The sequence below is a fragment of the Limimaricola variabilis genome (assembly GCF_014195545.1).
GTDB classification, from domain to species: Bacteria; Pseudomonadota; Alphaproteobacteria; order Rhodobacterales; family Rhodobacteraceae; genus Limimaricola; species Limimaricola variabilis.
In genome coordinates, this window is record NZ_JACIBX010000002.1 from 271,181 (window position 1) to 284,999 (window position 13,819).

Below are 13,819 nucleotides of genomic sequence, written 5' to 3' on the forward strand. Positions count from 1 at the left end.
GCTTGCCCGTCCGGGCGAAGCGATTCCATTTTCACGACCGACAAGAGCGGCCCGCGGGCTGCCACAGGACCGTTTCCCATGTCCCAGGACCGCCTGAACCTCGCCGATCTCAAGGCGCAGAGCCCGAAGGATCTTCTCTCGCTGGCCGAAGAGCTGGAGATCGAGAACGCCTCGACGATGCGCAAGGGCGACATGATGTTCGCCATCCTCAAGGAGCGTGCCGAGGAGGACTGGGTCATCGGTGGCGATGGCGTGCTCGAGGTGCTGCAGGACGGCTTCGGCTTCCTGCGCAGCCCCGAGGCGAACTATCTTCCGGGTCCGGACGACATCTACGTCTCGCCGGACATGATCCGCCAGTTCTCGCTGCGCACCGGTGACACGGTCGAGGGCGTGATCCAGGAGCCGAACGAAAACGAGCGCTACTTCGCGCTGGTCAGCGTCGAAAAGATCAACTTCGAGGATCCCGAGCGCGCCCGTCACAAGGTCGCCTTCGACAACCTGACCCCGCTCTATCCCGATGAGCGGCTGAAGATGGAAGTCGAGGAAGAGGCCGCGACCAAGGATCGCTCGGCGCGGATCATCGATCTCGTCGCGCCGATCGGCAAAGGCCAGCGTTCGCTCATCGTGGCGCCGCCGCGCACCGGTAAGACGGTTCTGCTGCAGAACATCGCCCACTCGATCGAGAAGAACCATCCCGAGTGCTATCTCATCGTGCTGCTGATCGACGAGCGGCCCGAGGAAGTCACCGACATGCAGCGCTCGGTGAAGGGTGAGGTCGTCTCCTCGACCTTCGACGAGCCCGCTTCGCGTCACGTCGCGGTGTCGGAGATGGTGATCGAAAAGGCCAAGCGTCTCGTCGAGCACAAGCGCGACGTGGTCATCCTGCTCGACTCGATCACCCGTCTGGGCCGGGCCTTCAACACCACGGTGCCGAGCTCGGGCAAGGTCCTGACCGGCGGTGTCGACGCCAACGCGCTGCAGCGCCCCAAGCGGTTCTTCGGCGCGGCGCGCAACATCGAGGAGGGTGGCTCGCTCACCATCATCGCCACCGCGCTGATCGACACCGGTTCGCGCATGGACGAGGTGATCTTCGAAGAATTCAAGGGCACCGGCAACTCGGAGATCGTGCTCGACCGCAAGGTCGCGGACAAGCGCGTCTTCCCGGCGATGGACATCCTCAAGTCCGGCACCCGCAAGGAGGATCTGCTGGTCGAGAAGACCGATCTGCAGAAGACCTACGTGCTGCGCCGCATCCTTAACCCGATGGGCACCACGGATGCGATCGAGTTCCTGATCTCCAAGCTCAAGCAGACCAAGACCAACTCGGACTTCTTCGACTCGATGAACACCTGACGCGTTGCAAGCGGGGAGGGGATCGTGGAAACGATCTATGCCTTGGCGACGGCGCGCGGGCGCGCCGGCGTGGCTATCATCCGGATTTCGGGCCCCGCCGCGCATGCGGCGGGCGAGGCGATGGCGGGCGAGCTTCCCCGGCATGGGCGCGGGTTGCGTCGTCTGCGCGATGCGCAAGGTGATCTTCTCGACGAAGCGCTCGTCCTGACTTTCGACGAGCGGCGCAGCTTTACCGGCGAAGCGGTGGTGGAGCTGCATCTGCATGGCAGCAGGGCGGTGATCTCTGCGGTTCTGGATCGGCTGGGCGATCTGCCGGACCTGCGGCCAGCCGAGGCGGGGGAGTTCACCCGCCGCGCGCTGGAGAACGGCCGCTTGGACCTGTCGCAGGTCGAGGGGCTGGCCGATCTCATCGATGCCGAGACCGAGGCTCAACGCCGCCAAGCCATGCGGACCATGTCGGGTGCTTTGGGCCAGCGCGCCGAGGTTTGGAAACGCGATCTTCTCCGCGCGATGGCGCTGCTCGAGGCGGTGATCGACTTCGCTGACGAAGATGTGCCGGTCGACGTCACGCCTGAGGTCGAGATGCTTCTCGATCGTAGCGCTGACGCAATGCGGCGTGAGATGGACGGCGTTGCCGCGGCGGAGCGTATCCGCGATGGCTTCGAAGTAGCCATCATCGGCGCGCCCAACATGGGAAAATCGACACTTCTCAATCACTTGGCCGGTCGCGACGCCGCGATTATCTCGGATGTGCCTGGGACTACGCGCGACGTGATCGAGGTGCGCATGGATCTGCGCGGCCTGCCGGTGACGTTGCTCGACACCGCCGGTCTTCGCGAATCCGTGGATCAAGTGGAAGCTATCGGCATCGGGCGGGCTCGCGAACGCGCCGCGGCTGCGGATATCCGGCTGCATCTCGTCAGTCCGGAGGATTTCGATACTGCGCTGGCCGGACCTGACGATCTGGTGCGGGTCGCGCGCTCGGATCTCCATGACGCCGATCCCCGCGGCATTTCCGGTCTGACGGGGCAGGGCGTTCCGGATTTGCTCGATGAGCTTGCGGATCGTCTGGAGGCGCGTAGCGCGTCGGCAGGGGTCGCCATTCGGGAGCGTCATCGCGTTGCTTTGCGCGAGGGTTTGGCCCATATTGCGCGCTGCCGTGAACTCCTTCCCTCTGGCGGGATTGCGCATGATCTTGCCGCTGAGGAACTGCGTCTGGCGGTGCGTGCCCTTGACAGCCTCGTCGGTCGGGTCGATGTGGAACACATCTTGGGCGAGATCTTTTCGAGCTTCTGTATCGGGAAATGAAGGGCTGTTTCACGTGAAACATGACCACTATGATGTCATCGTCGTCGGCGGCGGGCACGCCGGTGTAGAAGCCGCGGCGATCGCCGCCCGCATGGGCGCGAAAGTTGCGCTCGTGACCATGAAGCTCTCCACCATCGGCGCGATGTCCTGCAACCCGGCCATCGGCGGCCTCGGCAAGGGCCACCTCGTTCGCGAGGTCGACGCCCTCGATGGTTTGATGGGCCGGGTCGCCGACGCCGCTGGTATCCAGTTCCGCCTGCTTAATCGGCGCAAGGGTCCTGCCGTCCAAGGCCCGCGCCTTCAAGCAGACCGCGTGATCTTCCGTGATCGGATGCAGGCCGAGCTCCGATCCGTCAACGATCTTGACCTCGTCGAAGGCGAAGTGGCCGACCTCATCGAGGAAGGCGGCCGGATCACCGGGGTCATCCTGGGCGAGGGTCAGAAGCTTTCTGCCCACAGTGTTATCTTGACCACCGGCACTTTCCTCCGCGGCGTACTGCACTTCGGCGGGGAAACCCGACCCGGCGGCCGGATGGGAGATAATGCGTCGACCCGTCTGGCGGATCGGATGGACTCCTTCGGCCTGACCATGGGGCGTCTCAAAACCGGTACGCCGGCCCGGCTCGATGGCAAGACGATCGACTGGGAACGACTCGAAAGCCAGCCAGGCGACGAAGATCCGGTCATGTTGTCGTTCCTGAACACCGCGCCCGAAGCGCGGCAGATCGCGTGTGGCATCACACATACCAATGCTCAGGCGCATGATATCATTCGCGAGAACCTCTCGCGGTCGGCCATGTATAGCGGAAATATCAGCGGTACTGGCCCGCGATACTGTCCATCGATCGAGGACAAGGTGGTTCGTTTCGCCGACAAGGAGAGCCACCAGGTCTTCTTGGAGCCCGAAGGGCTGACCACGGACACGGTCTATCCCAACGGTATCTCGACCTCGCTACCGGTCGAGGTTCAGAACGACTTCATCCGGTCAATGAAGGGCCTCAAGCAAGTCAGGATCGAGCAGCCGGGCTATGCGATCGAATACGACTACGTCGATCCGCGCGCATTGACCCGTAATCTCGAACTGCGTGATGTGCCTGGACTTTATCTGGCGGGCCAGATCAATGGCACGACCGGATACGAAGAGGCGGCTGCTCAAGGCTGCGTCGCTGGTCGCGCCGCGGCTGCTGCCGCTCTCGGTTTCGAGGCGCCGGAATTCAGCCGTTCGACCTCCTACATCGGTGTAATGGTCGACGACCTGATTACGCGGGGGGTGACCGAGCCTTACCGCATGTTCACCTCTCGCGCCGAATTTCGCCTGTCGCTTCGCGCGGACAACGCCGACCAGCGCTTGACATCGCAGGGCCGCGAAATTGGCTGTGTCGGTGACGAACGCTGGCAGGCATTCAGCGAGAAGATGGAGCGCCTCGAGGCGGGCCGGATCATGCTTTCGCAGTCTAAATACCCGGTTTCGGCTCTGATCGGAGTGGGGGCGAACCTCAATCCTGAAAGACCTGCCAAGACTGGACTCGAAGCTCTTTCTCTCCCGGAAGTCGACTTCTCGGTTTTGGCGGAACTTGATCCTTCTCTTCAGGAAATCGATCCTCGGGTCGGGGAGCAGATTAAGCGCGAGGCAATCTATAGCGCATATCTTGATCGTCAGGAGCGAGATGCGCAGACAATCGCGAAAGACGAATCACGCCGCCTCCCTCATGATCTCGACTACGGCACGATCCCCGGCCTGTCGTCGGAACTCCGATTCAAACTCGAGCGGCACCGTCCGGCTTCGGTTGGGGAGGCAGCACGCATTGAGGGCATGACAGCCGCTGGCCTGCTGCTTCTTATTAATACCAGCCGCCGGATCGCAGCCTGATGTCTGCTGCCGAATGGGTCGTAGACGGATCGCATGTTTCACGTGAAACAGCTGACCGTCTGCGCACCTATTGCGAGCTCGTTCGAAAGTGGTCTCCCAAGATTAACTTGGTGTCCCGGCGAGACCTAGACGAGCTCGAAACTCGCCATGTTGCTGACTCTCTGCAACTTTCTGTCTTTCTGAACACAGAAATCGAAACTTGGGCTGATCTGGGGTCGGGCGGCGGCTTTCCCGGCATCGTTTTGGCGATCTGTGGCCTCGAGAAATCCCCGGTCACACGCTTTCACCTGGTGGAAAGCGACGCCCGGAAGGCTGCGTTCCTGCGTACGGCCATTCGAGAACTGAAACTCAATGCCCAAGTTCACGACCAGCGCATCGAAAACACCTCGCCCTTGAAGGCGGAAAGGGTCAGCGCCCGGGCTCTTGCATCGCTGGACAACCTCCTCGACCTCTCCTCGCGCCACCTGACCGCGGGGGGCCTCTGCGTGTTCCCGAAGGGACAATCCCATGCCGAAGAGATCGAAGCGGCACGACAAAGCTGGAATTTCGACGTCGAGACGCATAGCAGTGCGACCGATCCAAACGCGCGTATCCTAGTCGTGAGCAACCTCTCCCATGTCTGAGACCTGCCGCATCATCGCTCTCGCCAATCAGAAGGGCGGGGTGGGCAAGACCACGACGGCGATCAATCTCGGCGCTGCCCTTGCAAGCAAGGGCAAAAGGGTCCTGCTGGTGGACATGGATCCGCAGGGCAACGCCTCGACCGGACTCGGCCTCGCATCCGGACAGCGCCGCTCTTCGACCTATGACCTCTTGATCGGCTCGGATCCGGCGAGCGAGGGTATCCATCTCACCGGCGTCGAAGGCCTGGACATCATTCCTGCGACGACCGATCTCAGCTCGGCGGATGTCGAGCTCATGTCGACGAACGGCCGCAGCCGCGTCCTCAAGCGCCGACTCGAAGAGCTGCTCGCAGACAGGGGGGATTACGACTACCTCCTGATCGATTGTCCGCCCGCGCTCAACCTGTTGACCATCAACGCCATGGTCGCGGCCGGATCGCTTCTGGTGCCACTGCAGAGCGAGTTCTTCGCGCTCGAAGGCCTGTCGCAGTTGATGCTGACCCTTCGGGAAGTGCGCGGCTCCGCCAATGGCGATCTCCGCATCGAGGGGATCGTCCTGACCATGTATGACCGTCGCAACAATCTCTCCCAGCAGGTCGAGGCCGATGCGCGCCAGACGCTGGGCGAACTGGTGTTCAAGACGGTGATCCCGCGCAACGTCCGCCTCAGCGAAGCCCCCTCGCATGCCATGCCGGTGATCGAATACGATCCGACCTGTGCCGGGGCCCGGGCCTATCTGGATCTGGCCGACGAAGTTATCGAGCGAGAGAAATGAGGGTGCCCATGGCGGAAAAGCAGAAATCTCGCGGTCTGGGACGTGGCTTGTCCGCTCTCATGGCCGATGTCAGCCAGGATCAAACGACGGCAGAGCAGGCGAGGCGCCCAGACATGATGGTTCCGATCGAAAAGATCCGTCCCAATCCGGATCAGCCCCGACGCCATTTCGACGACACGGCACTCGAAGAGCTTGCAGCGTCGATCCGCGAGAAGGGTGTCATCCAGCCCTTGATCGTGCGCCGCGACCCTTCCCGAGAAGGGCATTTCGAAATCGTCGCTGGTGAACGCCGTTGGCGCGCCTCGCAGATCGCAAAGCTGCACGAGCTGCCCGTGCTCATCCGCGAATATAGCGACACCGAAGTCCTCGAAGTCGCGATCATCGAGAACATCCAGCGCGCCGATCTGAACGCGATTGACGAGGCGGCCGGCTACAAGCAGCTGATGGATCGTTTCGGCCACACCCAGGAGCAGCTGGCGAGCGCTCTCGGCAAGAGCCGCAGCCATATCGCGAACCTGATGCGGCTCCTGTCGCTGCCCGAAGACGTGCAGGAAATGCTGACCGCCGGTCAACTCACCGCCGGGCACGCCCGCACTCTCGTCGGCAATGAGCAAGCGTCGAGCCTTGCGCGGCAGATCATGCTCAAGGGCATGTCGGTTCGCGACGCCGAGGCGCTGGTGCGCAAGCCCGGCAAGACGCCGAATGCCAAGGCGCCGCGTAAATCCGGCAAGGATGCGGACACGTTGCAGATCGAAAGCGAGCTTTCCGCGACGCTCAAGATGCCCGTGAGCATCGATCATGACGCACAGGGCGAAAGCGGTCGCGTGACCCTGCGCTACCGCGATCTCGAACAGCTCGACGATTTGCTGCGGTTGTTGTCCGGCAACTGAAGCTCAGGCGAGAAGTTCGCGCAGCACTGCATTCAAAATCGGACGACCGGTCGCCGTAGCGATCAGCCGGTCGTCGCTCCGCTCGAGAAAGCCGAGACGCTCCATCTCGACCACCCGGCGTTCGAACTCGCCCGGGTCAGGGGCAAGGTGGAAGGGCAGGGCGATCCCCTCCGCCAGCCGCAATCCCATCATCACCCGTTCCTCGAACGCCTCGACAGAATTCAGCGCCTCGCGCGGCAGTTCACCGGGCTTGCCACTCTCGACCTCGGCGAGCCAGGCGCCGGGCGCCTTCGGGGCCTCGGTCGCCCATCTGTGGTCAGCCGACCCGAGCCGCCCATGCGCGCCGGGACCGATGCCCGCCCAATCTCCGGACCGCCAATAGACGAGGTTGTGCCGGCTTTCGGCACCCGGGACCGCATGGTTGGAAACCTCATAGGCCGGAAGACCGGCCTCGGCGGTGATCGCCTGCGTAATCTCGTACATCTCGGCAGCACGATCTTCGTCCGGAAGCCCACGCAAACCACCGCGTGCCAGCCGATCCCCAAAGGCGGTGCCGTCTTCGACCGTGAGTTGGTAGAGTGACAGGTGGTCCGCACAGAGCTCCATCGCGCGGCGCAGCTCCTGCTCCCATTGCTGCGGGGTCTGATCCTGACGTGCATAGATCAGATCGAAGCTCACCCGGTCGAACGCCGCACGCGCCACATCGAAGGCGCGGAGCCCCTCGGCCACGTCGTGCAATCGACCCAGCCGCTTCAGATCGCCATCGTTGAGTGCCTGCATCCCCATCGAGACCCGGTTCACCCCCGCGGCCCGGTAGCCGGCAAAGCGGTCGGCCTCGATCGAGGTCGGGTTCGCCTCAAGCGTCACCTCGATATCGTTACGCAGGCGCCAGCGCCGACCGATACGGTCGAGAATGGCCGCGACGATCTTCGGCTCCATCAGGCTCGGCGTGCCGCCCCCGAAAAAGATCGAACCGAGAATGCGATCGCCGGTCTCTTCCGCCAGTCGGTCGATCTCACGCAGGAAGGCCTCGCCCCAGCGATCCTGATCGATCCGTGCGGCTACATGGCTGTTGAAATCGCAATAGGGGCACTTGGCCTGGCAAAACGGCCAATGCAGGTAGAGGCCGAAGCCTCCACGCTGCCAGTTTTCGACACTATCGTCCAAGACAGAGCCGTAGTTTCTCGACGGCGCGGGCGCGATGGCTCAGGCCGTTCTTGGTTTCGGGATCCATCTCCGCAAAGGTCTGCTCGTGTCCTTCGGGGACGAAGATCGGGTCATAGCCATGGCCTTTCTTGCCGCGCATCGGCCAGACCAGATGGCCTTCTACATGACCGTCGAACACCTCTTCATGCCCGTCCGGCCATGCAAGGACGAGGGTGCAGCGGAACCGAGCGCCATGCGGGGCCGGCTTGCCGGACTCCTGCAACTCGCGCTGCACGCGCTCCATGGCGATATCGAAATCGCGGCCCGATCCGGTCTCGGCCCAGTCCGCCGTATGCACGCCGGGGCGACCGTCGAGGTCGTGGACCTCGAGCCCGCTGTCATCCGCCAACGCGGGCAGACCCGTCGCCGCCACGGCGGCCCGCGCCTTGATCCGCGCGTTGCCGACGAAGGTGTCCTCCGTTTCTTCAGGCTCCGGCAGGCCGTGATCGCCATTGCCCGTCACCGTCACGCCATAGGGCGTCAGCAGGGCCCGGAATTCCTCGAGCTTGCCCGCGTTGTGCGTGGCGATCACCAGATAGGTCTCGGTAAAGCGCCGCATCAGCTCGTGGCCTCCAGCTGCGCCCGCGCCAGTGCCGCGCAGCCCAGCTCCGCCAGTTCGATCAACTGCGTCATCTGCGCGCGAGAGAAGGTCGACCCCTCCGCGGACATCTGCACTTCGATCATCTGATCGCCCATCATCACGAAGTTGCCATCTACGCCAGCCTCGCTGTCCTCGGGATAGTCGAGGTCGAGCACGGGCTGACCGGCATAGAGACCGCAGCTCACCGCCGAGACAGGGGCGCCCAGCGGGTCGGTCTTGACCAGTCCTGCCTTCATCAGTTTCTGGATTGCCAGCTTCATCGCCACCCAGCCGCCGGTGATCGAGGCGCAGCGCGTGCCGCCATCGGCCTGGATCACGTCGCAGTCGATGGTGATCTGACGCTCGCCCAAGGCGTGGAAATCGACACCGGCACGCAGCGAACGGCCGATCAGCCGCTGGATCTCCTGCGTGCGTCCGGACTGCTTGTCCTTGGCCTCGCGGCGCATCCGGCTGTTGGTGGCGCGCGGCAGCATGCCGTATTCCGCCGTCACCCAGCCCTGGCCGGAGTTGCGCCGGAAGGGCGGCACCCGCTCCTCGACCGTGGCGGTGCAGATCACATGGGTGTCACCCATGCGGATCAGGCAGGAGCCTTCGGCATGGCGGTTGAAACCCGTCTCGATCTCGATCGGGCGCAGCGCGTCGGGGGTCCGGCCGGAGGGGCGCATGTTGTCATCCTTTGCTGTGTCGGGCTTGCGCATACGCCTCTATGCCCTCAAATCCAAGGCCGGGCCCCGCATTGACCTCCTGGTGGACCCCCCGCTAATGTGCCCTGCCTTTCGCCGAGGACAGCGACCGCGATGTCAGACAGATCGCCACGTATCGAAGACATGAACGACCGTTCCCGCGAGGTGTTTCGCCGCGTGGTGGAAGGGTATCTCGAAACCGGCGCCCCCGTCGGTTCTCGGACGCTGACTCGTCACATGAGCGAGAAGGTCTCGGCCGCGACGATCCGCAACACGATGCAGGATCTCGAGCATATGGGCCTGCTCGGCAGCCCCCATGTCAGCGCCGGCCGAATCCCGACCCAGAGCGGGCTGAGGATGTTCGTCGACGGCCTGCTCGAGGTTGGCGATCTCGACGGCGAGGACCGCCGTCGCATCGATCAGTCGATGGCCGAGGCCGACGGCGACGTGGCGACGCTGCTCGACCGCGTCGGGCACGCGCTTTCCGGTCTGACCCATGGCGCTTCGCTGGTGCTGACGCCCAAGCACGAGGCGCCGATCCGGCATGTGGAGTTCGTCTCGCTCTCGCCCGAACGGGCGCTGGTGGTGCTGGTCTTTGCCGACGGCCATGTCGAGAACCGCATCTTCACCCCGCCGGCCGGGCAGACCCCGTCCTCGATGCGCGAGGCGGCGAACTTCCTCAACGCGATCGCCGGCGGTCACACGCTGCGCGAACTGGCCGGCGTGATCTCGCGCGAGATCGCCGCCCGACGGCAGGAGATCGACCGGCTGGCAGCCGACCTCGTCGAATCCGGCCTCGCGACCTGGGTCGACCCGGGCGAGCAGGGCGAGCGGTTGATCGTACGCGGCCGGGGCAATCTGCTGGGAGGGGACGCCGCCGAGGCCGATCTCGAACGCATCCGGTCCCTGTTCGACGATCTCGAGCGCAAGCGCGACATCGCGCAGTTCCTCGACCTCGCCGAGGAGGGCGACGGGGTGCGGATATTCATCGGCTCCGAGAACAAGCTTTTCTCACTTTCGGGTTCCTCTCTGGTCGTTTCTCCTTATATGAACGCCGACCGTAAGATCATCGGCGCGGTGGGGGTGATCGGGCCCACGCGGCTCAATTACGGGCGCATCGTGCCCATCGTGGACTACACAGCACAGCTGGTCGGGCGTCTCGTCTCCGACCGCTCCTGAAGGGAAAGAAGCACATGGCAGAACAGGACGAACCGCGCAGCCTCGACGAGCTGGCCGCAGAGGTCGACGAGAACGGCGAAGCGCCTTCCGAGAAGACCAGCGCCGAGGCCGCCGAGGGCTCGGACGACCTCGAGATTCTCAAGCGCGAACGCGACGAGATTCGCGATCGGTTCATCCGGGCGCTGGCCGATGCCGAGAACACGCGCAAGCGGGCCGAACGCGACCGCCGCGAGGCCGAGAATTACGGCGGCTCCAAGCTGGCTCGCGATCTTCTCCCGGTGCATGACAACCTGCGCCGCGCGCTCGACGCGATCGCCGAGGACCAGCGCGAGGCGCAAAAGGCGCTGATCGAGGGAATCGAGCTGACAATGCGTGAGCTTCTGAGCGTCTTCAAGAAGCACGGCATCCACCCGATCGACCCGAAGGTCGGCGACAAGTTCGACCCGCAGATGCACCAGGCGATGTTCGAAGCGCCGGTGCCCGGCACCAAGGCGGGCGAGATCATCCAGGTCGCGGCGCAGGGCTTCATGCTGCACGACCGCCTGCTGCGCCCGGCGCAGGTCGGTGTGTCCTCGATGAAGGAAGGCTGAGGCCGACCGATCCGGACCTCCATCCAATTCGAAACGGAAAGGCGCGGCCACCGGGGCCGCGCCTTTTTCATGTCAACAGTTCGGCTGGCTCAGTGGCCCGGTTCCTGCGGCAACAGCCCGCGCAGCTCATAAACCAGATCGAGTGCCTCACGCGGCGACAGGTCGTCCGGGCGCAGCGTCCTTAGTCGTTCCTCGACCGCCGAGGAGGGCGTTGCTGCCGCCGCAGGTGCTGCGGCCGCAAACAGCGGCAGGTCGTCGATCAGCGCCTTCGGCTTGGCCCCGGACCCGGCTTCGCCGCTGTCCAGCGCCGCGAGCACGACCCGTGCCCGCTCCACCACCGAGGCCGGCAGGCCCGCCAGCCGCGCCACCTGCACGCCGTAGCTGCGATCGGCGGTGCCGTGCCGTACCTCGTGCAGGAAGATCACCTCGCCGCGCCATTCGCGGACCGCCATGGTCCCCGTCGCCACACCTTCGAGCCGTTCGGCCAGCTGCGTCATCTCGTGGTAATGGGTCGCGAAGATGCCGCGGCAGCGGTTGATCCCCTGCAGATGCTCCAGCACCGCCCAGGCGATCGACAGCCCGTCATAAGTCGCGGTGCCGCGCCCGATCTCGTCGAGGATCACCAGCGCTCGGTCGTCGGCCTGGTTCAGGATCGCCGCCGTTTCGACCATCTCGACCATGAAGGTCGAACGCCCGCGCGCCAGATCGTCGGAGGCCCCGACGCGGCTGAACACCTGACTGACGATGCCGATATGCGCCGAAGCCGCCGGCACGAAGCTGCCGATCTGCGCCAGCACCGCGATCAGGGCGTTCTGCCGCAGGAAGGTCGACTTACCCGCCATGTTCGGGCCGGTCAGCAGCCACAGCGGCGCGTCGCCCAAGTCGCAGTCATTGCCCACGAAGCTTTCACCCGCTTTGCGCAGAGCTTGCTCCACCACTGGGTGACGCCCCGATTCCACGTGAAACGCACGGCTGTCGTCGAGCCGCGGGCGGCACCAGTCGGCGCCGCGGGCCAGATCCGCCAGACCGGCGGCGAAATCGATCTCCGACAGCGCCCGTGCCAGCTGCCCGAGCGGGCCCGAAGCGGCCAAAATGGTCTCTCTCAACCGCGAATAGACCCGCTTTTCCAGCTCCAGCGCCTGACCGCCGGCATTTAGGATCCGGGTTTCGATCTCATTGAGTTCCACGGTGGTGAAGCGCACTTGGTTCGCCGTGGTCTGGCGGTGGATGAACCGCTCCGAGAGCGGCGGCGCCAGCATCTTCGCGGCATGGGTGGCGGTGGTCTCGATGAAGTAGCCCAGCACGTTGTTGTGCTTGATCTTCAGGCTCTGGATACCGGTTTCGGCGGCATAGTCCGCCTGCATCCTGGCGATCACGCCACGCCCCTCGTCGCGCAGCCGCCGCGCCTCGTCGAGCTCGGCATCATAGCCCGCCGCCACGAAGCCGCCATCGCGCGCCAGCAACGGAGGCTCGGCCACGAGCGCCGCGTCGAGCATGTCGTGCAGACTCTCCTGACCGTCCAGCTGCCCGATCGCCTCGGCGAGGGGCTGGGGCAGGACCCGCCCTTCGGCCAGCGCGGCGATGCGCGATGCGACGTCGAGCGTGGCGCGGATCGCCGCCATGTCGCGCGGGCCGCCGCGCTCGAGCGCGAGCCGGGACAGCGCCCGGTCGAGGTCATGTGCGCCGCGCAGCAGCCCGCGCAGATCGCCCCGCAGACCGTCATCCTCGACCAGATGCGCCACCGCCGCCTGCCGGTCGCGGATCGTGTCGAGCTTGCAGGAGGGCGAGGCGACCCGCCGCTCCAGAAGCCGCGCGCCGCCGGCGGTGACGGTGCGGTCGATGGCGTGCAGCAACGAGCCCTCGCGCCCGCCATGCATCGCATGGGTCAGCTCCAGCGAGCGGCGCGTCGCCGCGTCGATCCGCATCGCCGACATCCGCGCTTCCTGGCTCGGCGGGCGCAGCAAGGGCAGGCGGCCCTTCTGGGTCAGGTCGAGATACTCGACCAGCGCCGCCATCGCCGCGATCTCGGCCCGCGAGAAGGCGCCGAAAGCGTCGAGCGAGGCGACCTGCCACAGATCGGTCAGCCGCCGCGTGCCGCCAGCGACATCGAAGGCGCCGCGATGGATCGGCGTGACCGCCAGATCGAAGCCCGAGGTGATCTCCGACAGCTCGTTCTCCGCGCTCTCCTCGACCAGGAGCTCGCGTGGGGTCAGCCGCGCCAGTTCCGGGCCCAGCGCCAGCCGGTCGCAGCCCAGAACCGAGATCGCGCCGGTGGAGATGTCGACCCAGGCCAGCGCGCAATCGCCCCTGAGATCGGCGAAGGCGGCGAGGAAGTTGTGCCGCCGCGCGTCGAGAAGGCTCTCTTCGGTGAGCGTGCCCGGCGTGACGAGGCGCACCACGTCGCGTTTCACTACCGATTTCGAGCCGCGCTTCTTGGCCTCGGCCGGATCCTCGAGCTGCTCGGCGATGGCGACGCGGAAGCCCTTGCGGATCAGCGTCAGCAGGTAGCTCTCGGCGGCATGGACCGGCACGCCGCACATCGCGATGTCCTCGCCCATATGCTTGCCGCGCTTGGTCAGCGCGATGTCGAGCGCCTCGGCCGCCGCGACCGCGTCGTCGAAGAACATCTCGTAGAAATCGCCCATCCGGTAGAACAGCAGCGCGTCCGCATGCGCCGCCTTGATCTCCAGATACTGCGCCATCATCGGCGTGACGGTGCCTGCCTGCATGTTCATGCCTGT

Annotated in this window: 12 protein-coding genes; 8 read left to right on the top strand and 4 right to left on the bottom strand. The window is 65.0% G+C overall.

Annotated elements, in window-relative coordinates; translation table 11 throughout:
* The first annotated feature begins 78 nt into the window (after nt 1-78).
* The 6 genes from rho to FHS00_RS04445 are packed head-to-tail and all read left to right on the top strand — an operon-like array spanning nt 79 to nt 6,819.
* Nucleotides 79-1,353 carry a transcription termination factor Rho gene (gene rho, locus FHS00_RS04420; protein ID WP_183470256.1) on the top strand — a complete coding sequence of 425 codons (1,275 nt, stop codon included), beginning with the start codon at nt 79-81 and terminating at the stop codon, nt 1,351-1,353.
* Nucleotides 1,354-1,377: 24 nt separating this feature from the next.
* The gene (mnmE, locus tag FHS00_RS04425; RefSeq protein ID WP_183470258.1) at nt 1,378-2,661 is read left to right on the top strand and encodes a tRNA uridine-5-carboxymethylaminomethyl(34) synthesis GTPase MnmE; all 1,284 of its coding nucleotides are present in this window, start codon (nt 1,378-1,380) and stop codon (nt 2,659-2,661) included.
* 4 nt (nt 2,662-2,665) lie between these two features.
* The gene (mnmG, locus tag FHS00_RS04430; RefSeq protein WP_183470710.1) at nt 2,666-4,531 is read left to right on the top strand and encodes a tRNA uridine-5-carboxymethylaminomethyl(34) synthesis enzyme MnmG; all 1,866 of its coding nucleotides are present in this window, start codon (nt 2,666-2,668) and stop codon (nt 4,529-4,531) included.
* Nucleotides 4,531-5,154, top strand: a complete 624-nt coding sequence (rsmG, locus tag FHS00_RS04435) for a 16S rRNA (guanine(527)-N(7))-methyltransferase RsmG (protein WP_183470261.1) — start codon at nt 4,531-4,533, stop codon at nt 5,152-5,154. Before mnmG ends, rsmG begins: the two co-directional genes overlap by 1 nt.
* Nucleotides 5,147-5,929 carry a ParA family protein gene (locus tag FHS00_RS04440; RefSeq protein WP_183470263.1) on the top strand — a complete coding sequence of 261 codons (783 nt, stop codon included), beginning with the start codon at nt 5,147-5,149 and terminating at the stop codon, nt 5,927-5,929. Before rsmG ends, FHS00_RS04440 begins: the two co-directional genes overlap by 8 nt.
* An 8-nt stretch (nt 5,930-5,937) precedes the next feature.
* On the top strand, nt 5,938-6,819 hold the full coding sequence (locus tag FHS00_RS04445) for a ParB/RepB/Spo0J family partition protein (RefSeq protein ID WP_183470265.1): 882 nt from the start codon (nt 5,938-5,940) through the stop codon (nt 6,817-6,819).
* Between the two features lie 3 nt (nt 6,820-6,822).
* Here FHS00_RS04445 and hemW read toward each other — a convergent pair whose 3' ends face one another.
* The 3 genes from hemW to rph are packed head-to-tail and all read right to left on the bottom strand — an operon-like array spanning nt 6,823 to nt 9,291.
* Nucleotides 6,823-7,986 (bottom strand): radical SAM family heme chaperone HemW, encoded by a 1,164-nt coding sequence (gene hemW, locus FHS00_RS04450; RefSeq protein ID WP_183470267.1) that lies wholly within the window; start codon nt 7,984-7,986, stop codon nt 6,823-6,825.
* Nucleotides 7,976-8,587, bottom strand: a complete 612-nt coding sequence (gene rdgB / locus FHS00_RS04455; RefSeq protein WP_425486029.1) for an RdgB/HAM1 family non-canonical purine NTP pyrophosphatase — start codon at nt 8,585-8,587, stop codon at nt 7,976-7,978. Before rdgB ends, hemW begins: the two co-directional genes overlap by 11 nt.
* Nucleotides 8,584-9,291 carry a ribonuclease PH gene (rph, locus tag FHS00_RS04460; protein ID WP_183470269.1) on the bottom strand — a complete coding sequence of 236 codons (708 nt, stop codon included), beginning with the start codon at nt 9,289-9,291 and terminating at the stop codon, nt 8,584-8,586. The genes rdgB and rph overlap by 4 nt, the downstream gene beginning before the upstream one ends.
* Nucleotides 9,292-9,423: 132 nt before the next feature.
* Between rph and hrcA the strand changes: the two genes are divergently transcribed.
* Together hrcA and FHS00_RS04470 are read left to right on the top strand one after the other, a co-directional pair.
* Nucleotides 9,424-10,488, top strand: coding sequence for a heat-inducible transcriptional repressor HrcA (hrcA, locus tag FHS00_RS04465; protein WP_183470270.1), 1,065 nt, complete (start codon nt 9,424-9,426; stop codon nt 10,486-10,488).
* Between the two features lie 14 nt (nt 10,489-10,502).
* Nucleotides 10,503-11,078: a nucleotide exchange factor GrpE gene (locus tag FHS00_RS04470; RefSeq protein WP_183470271.1), complete on the top strand. Its 576-nt coding sequence runs from the start codon at nt 10,503-10,505 to the stop codon at nt 11,076-11,078.
* A gap of 89 nt (nt 11,079-11,167) precedes the next feature.
* On the opposite strand, the gene mutS is transcribed toward FHS00_RS04470, so the two are convergent.
* Nucleotides 11,168-13,813 carry a DNA mismatch repair protein MutS gene (mutS, locus tag FHS00_RS04475; protein ID WP_183470272.1) on the bottom strand — a complete coding sequence of 882 codons (2,646 nt, stop codon included), beginning with the start codon at nt 13,811-13,813 and terminating at the stop codon, nt 11,168-11,170.
* Between the last annotated feature and the right edge of the window lie 6 nt (nt 13,814-13,819).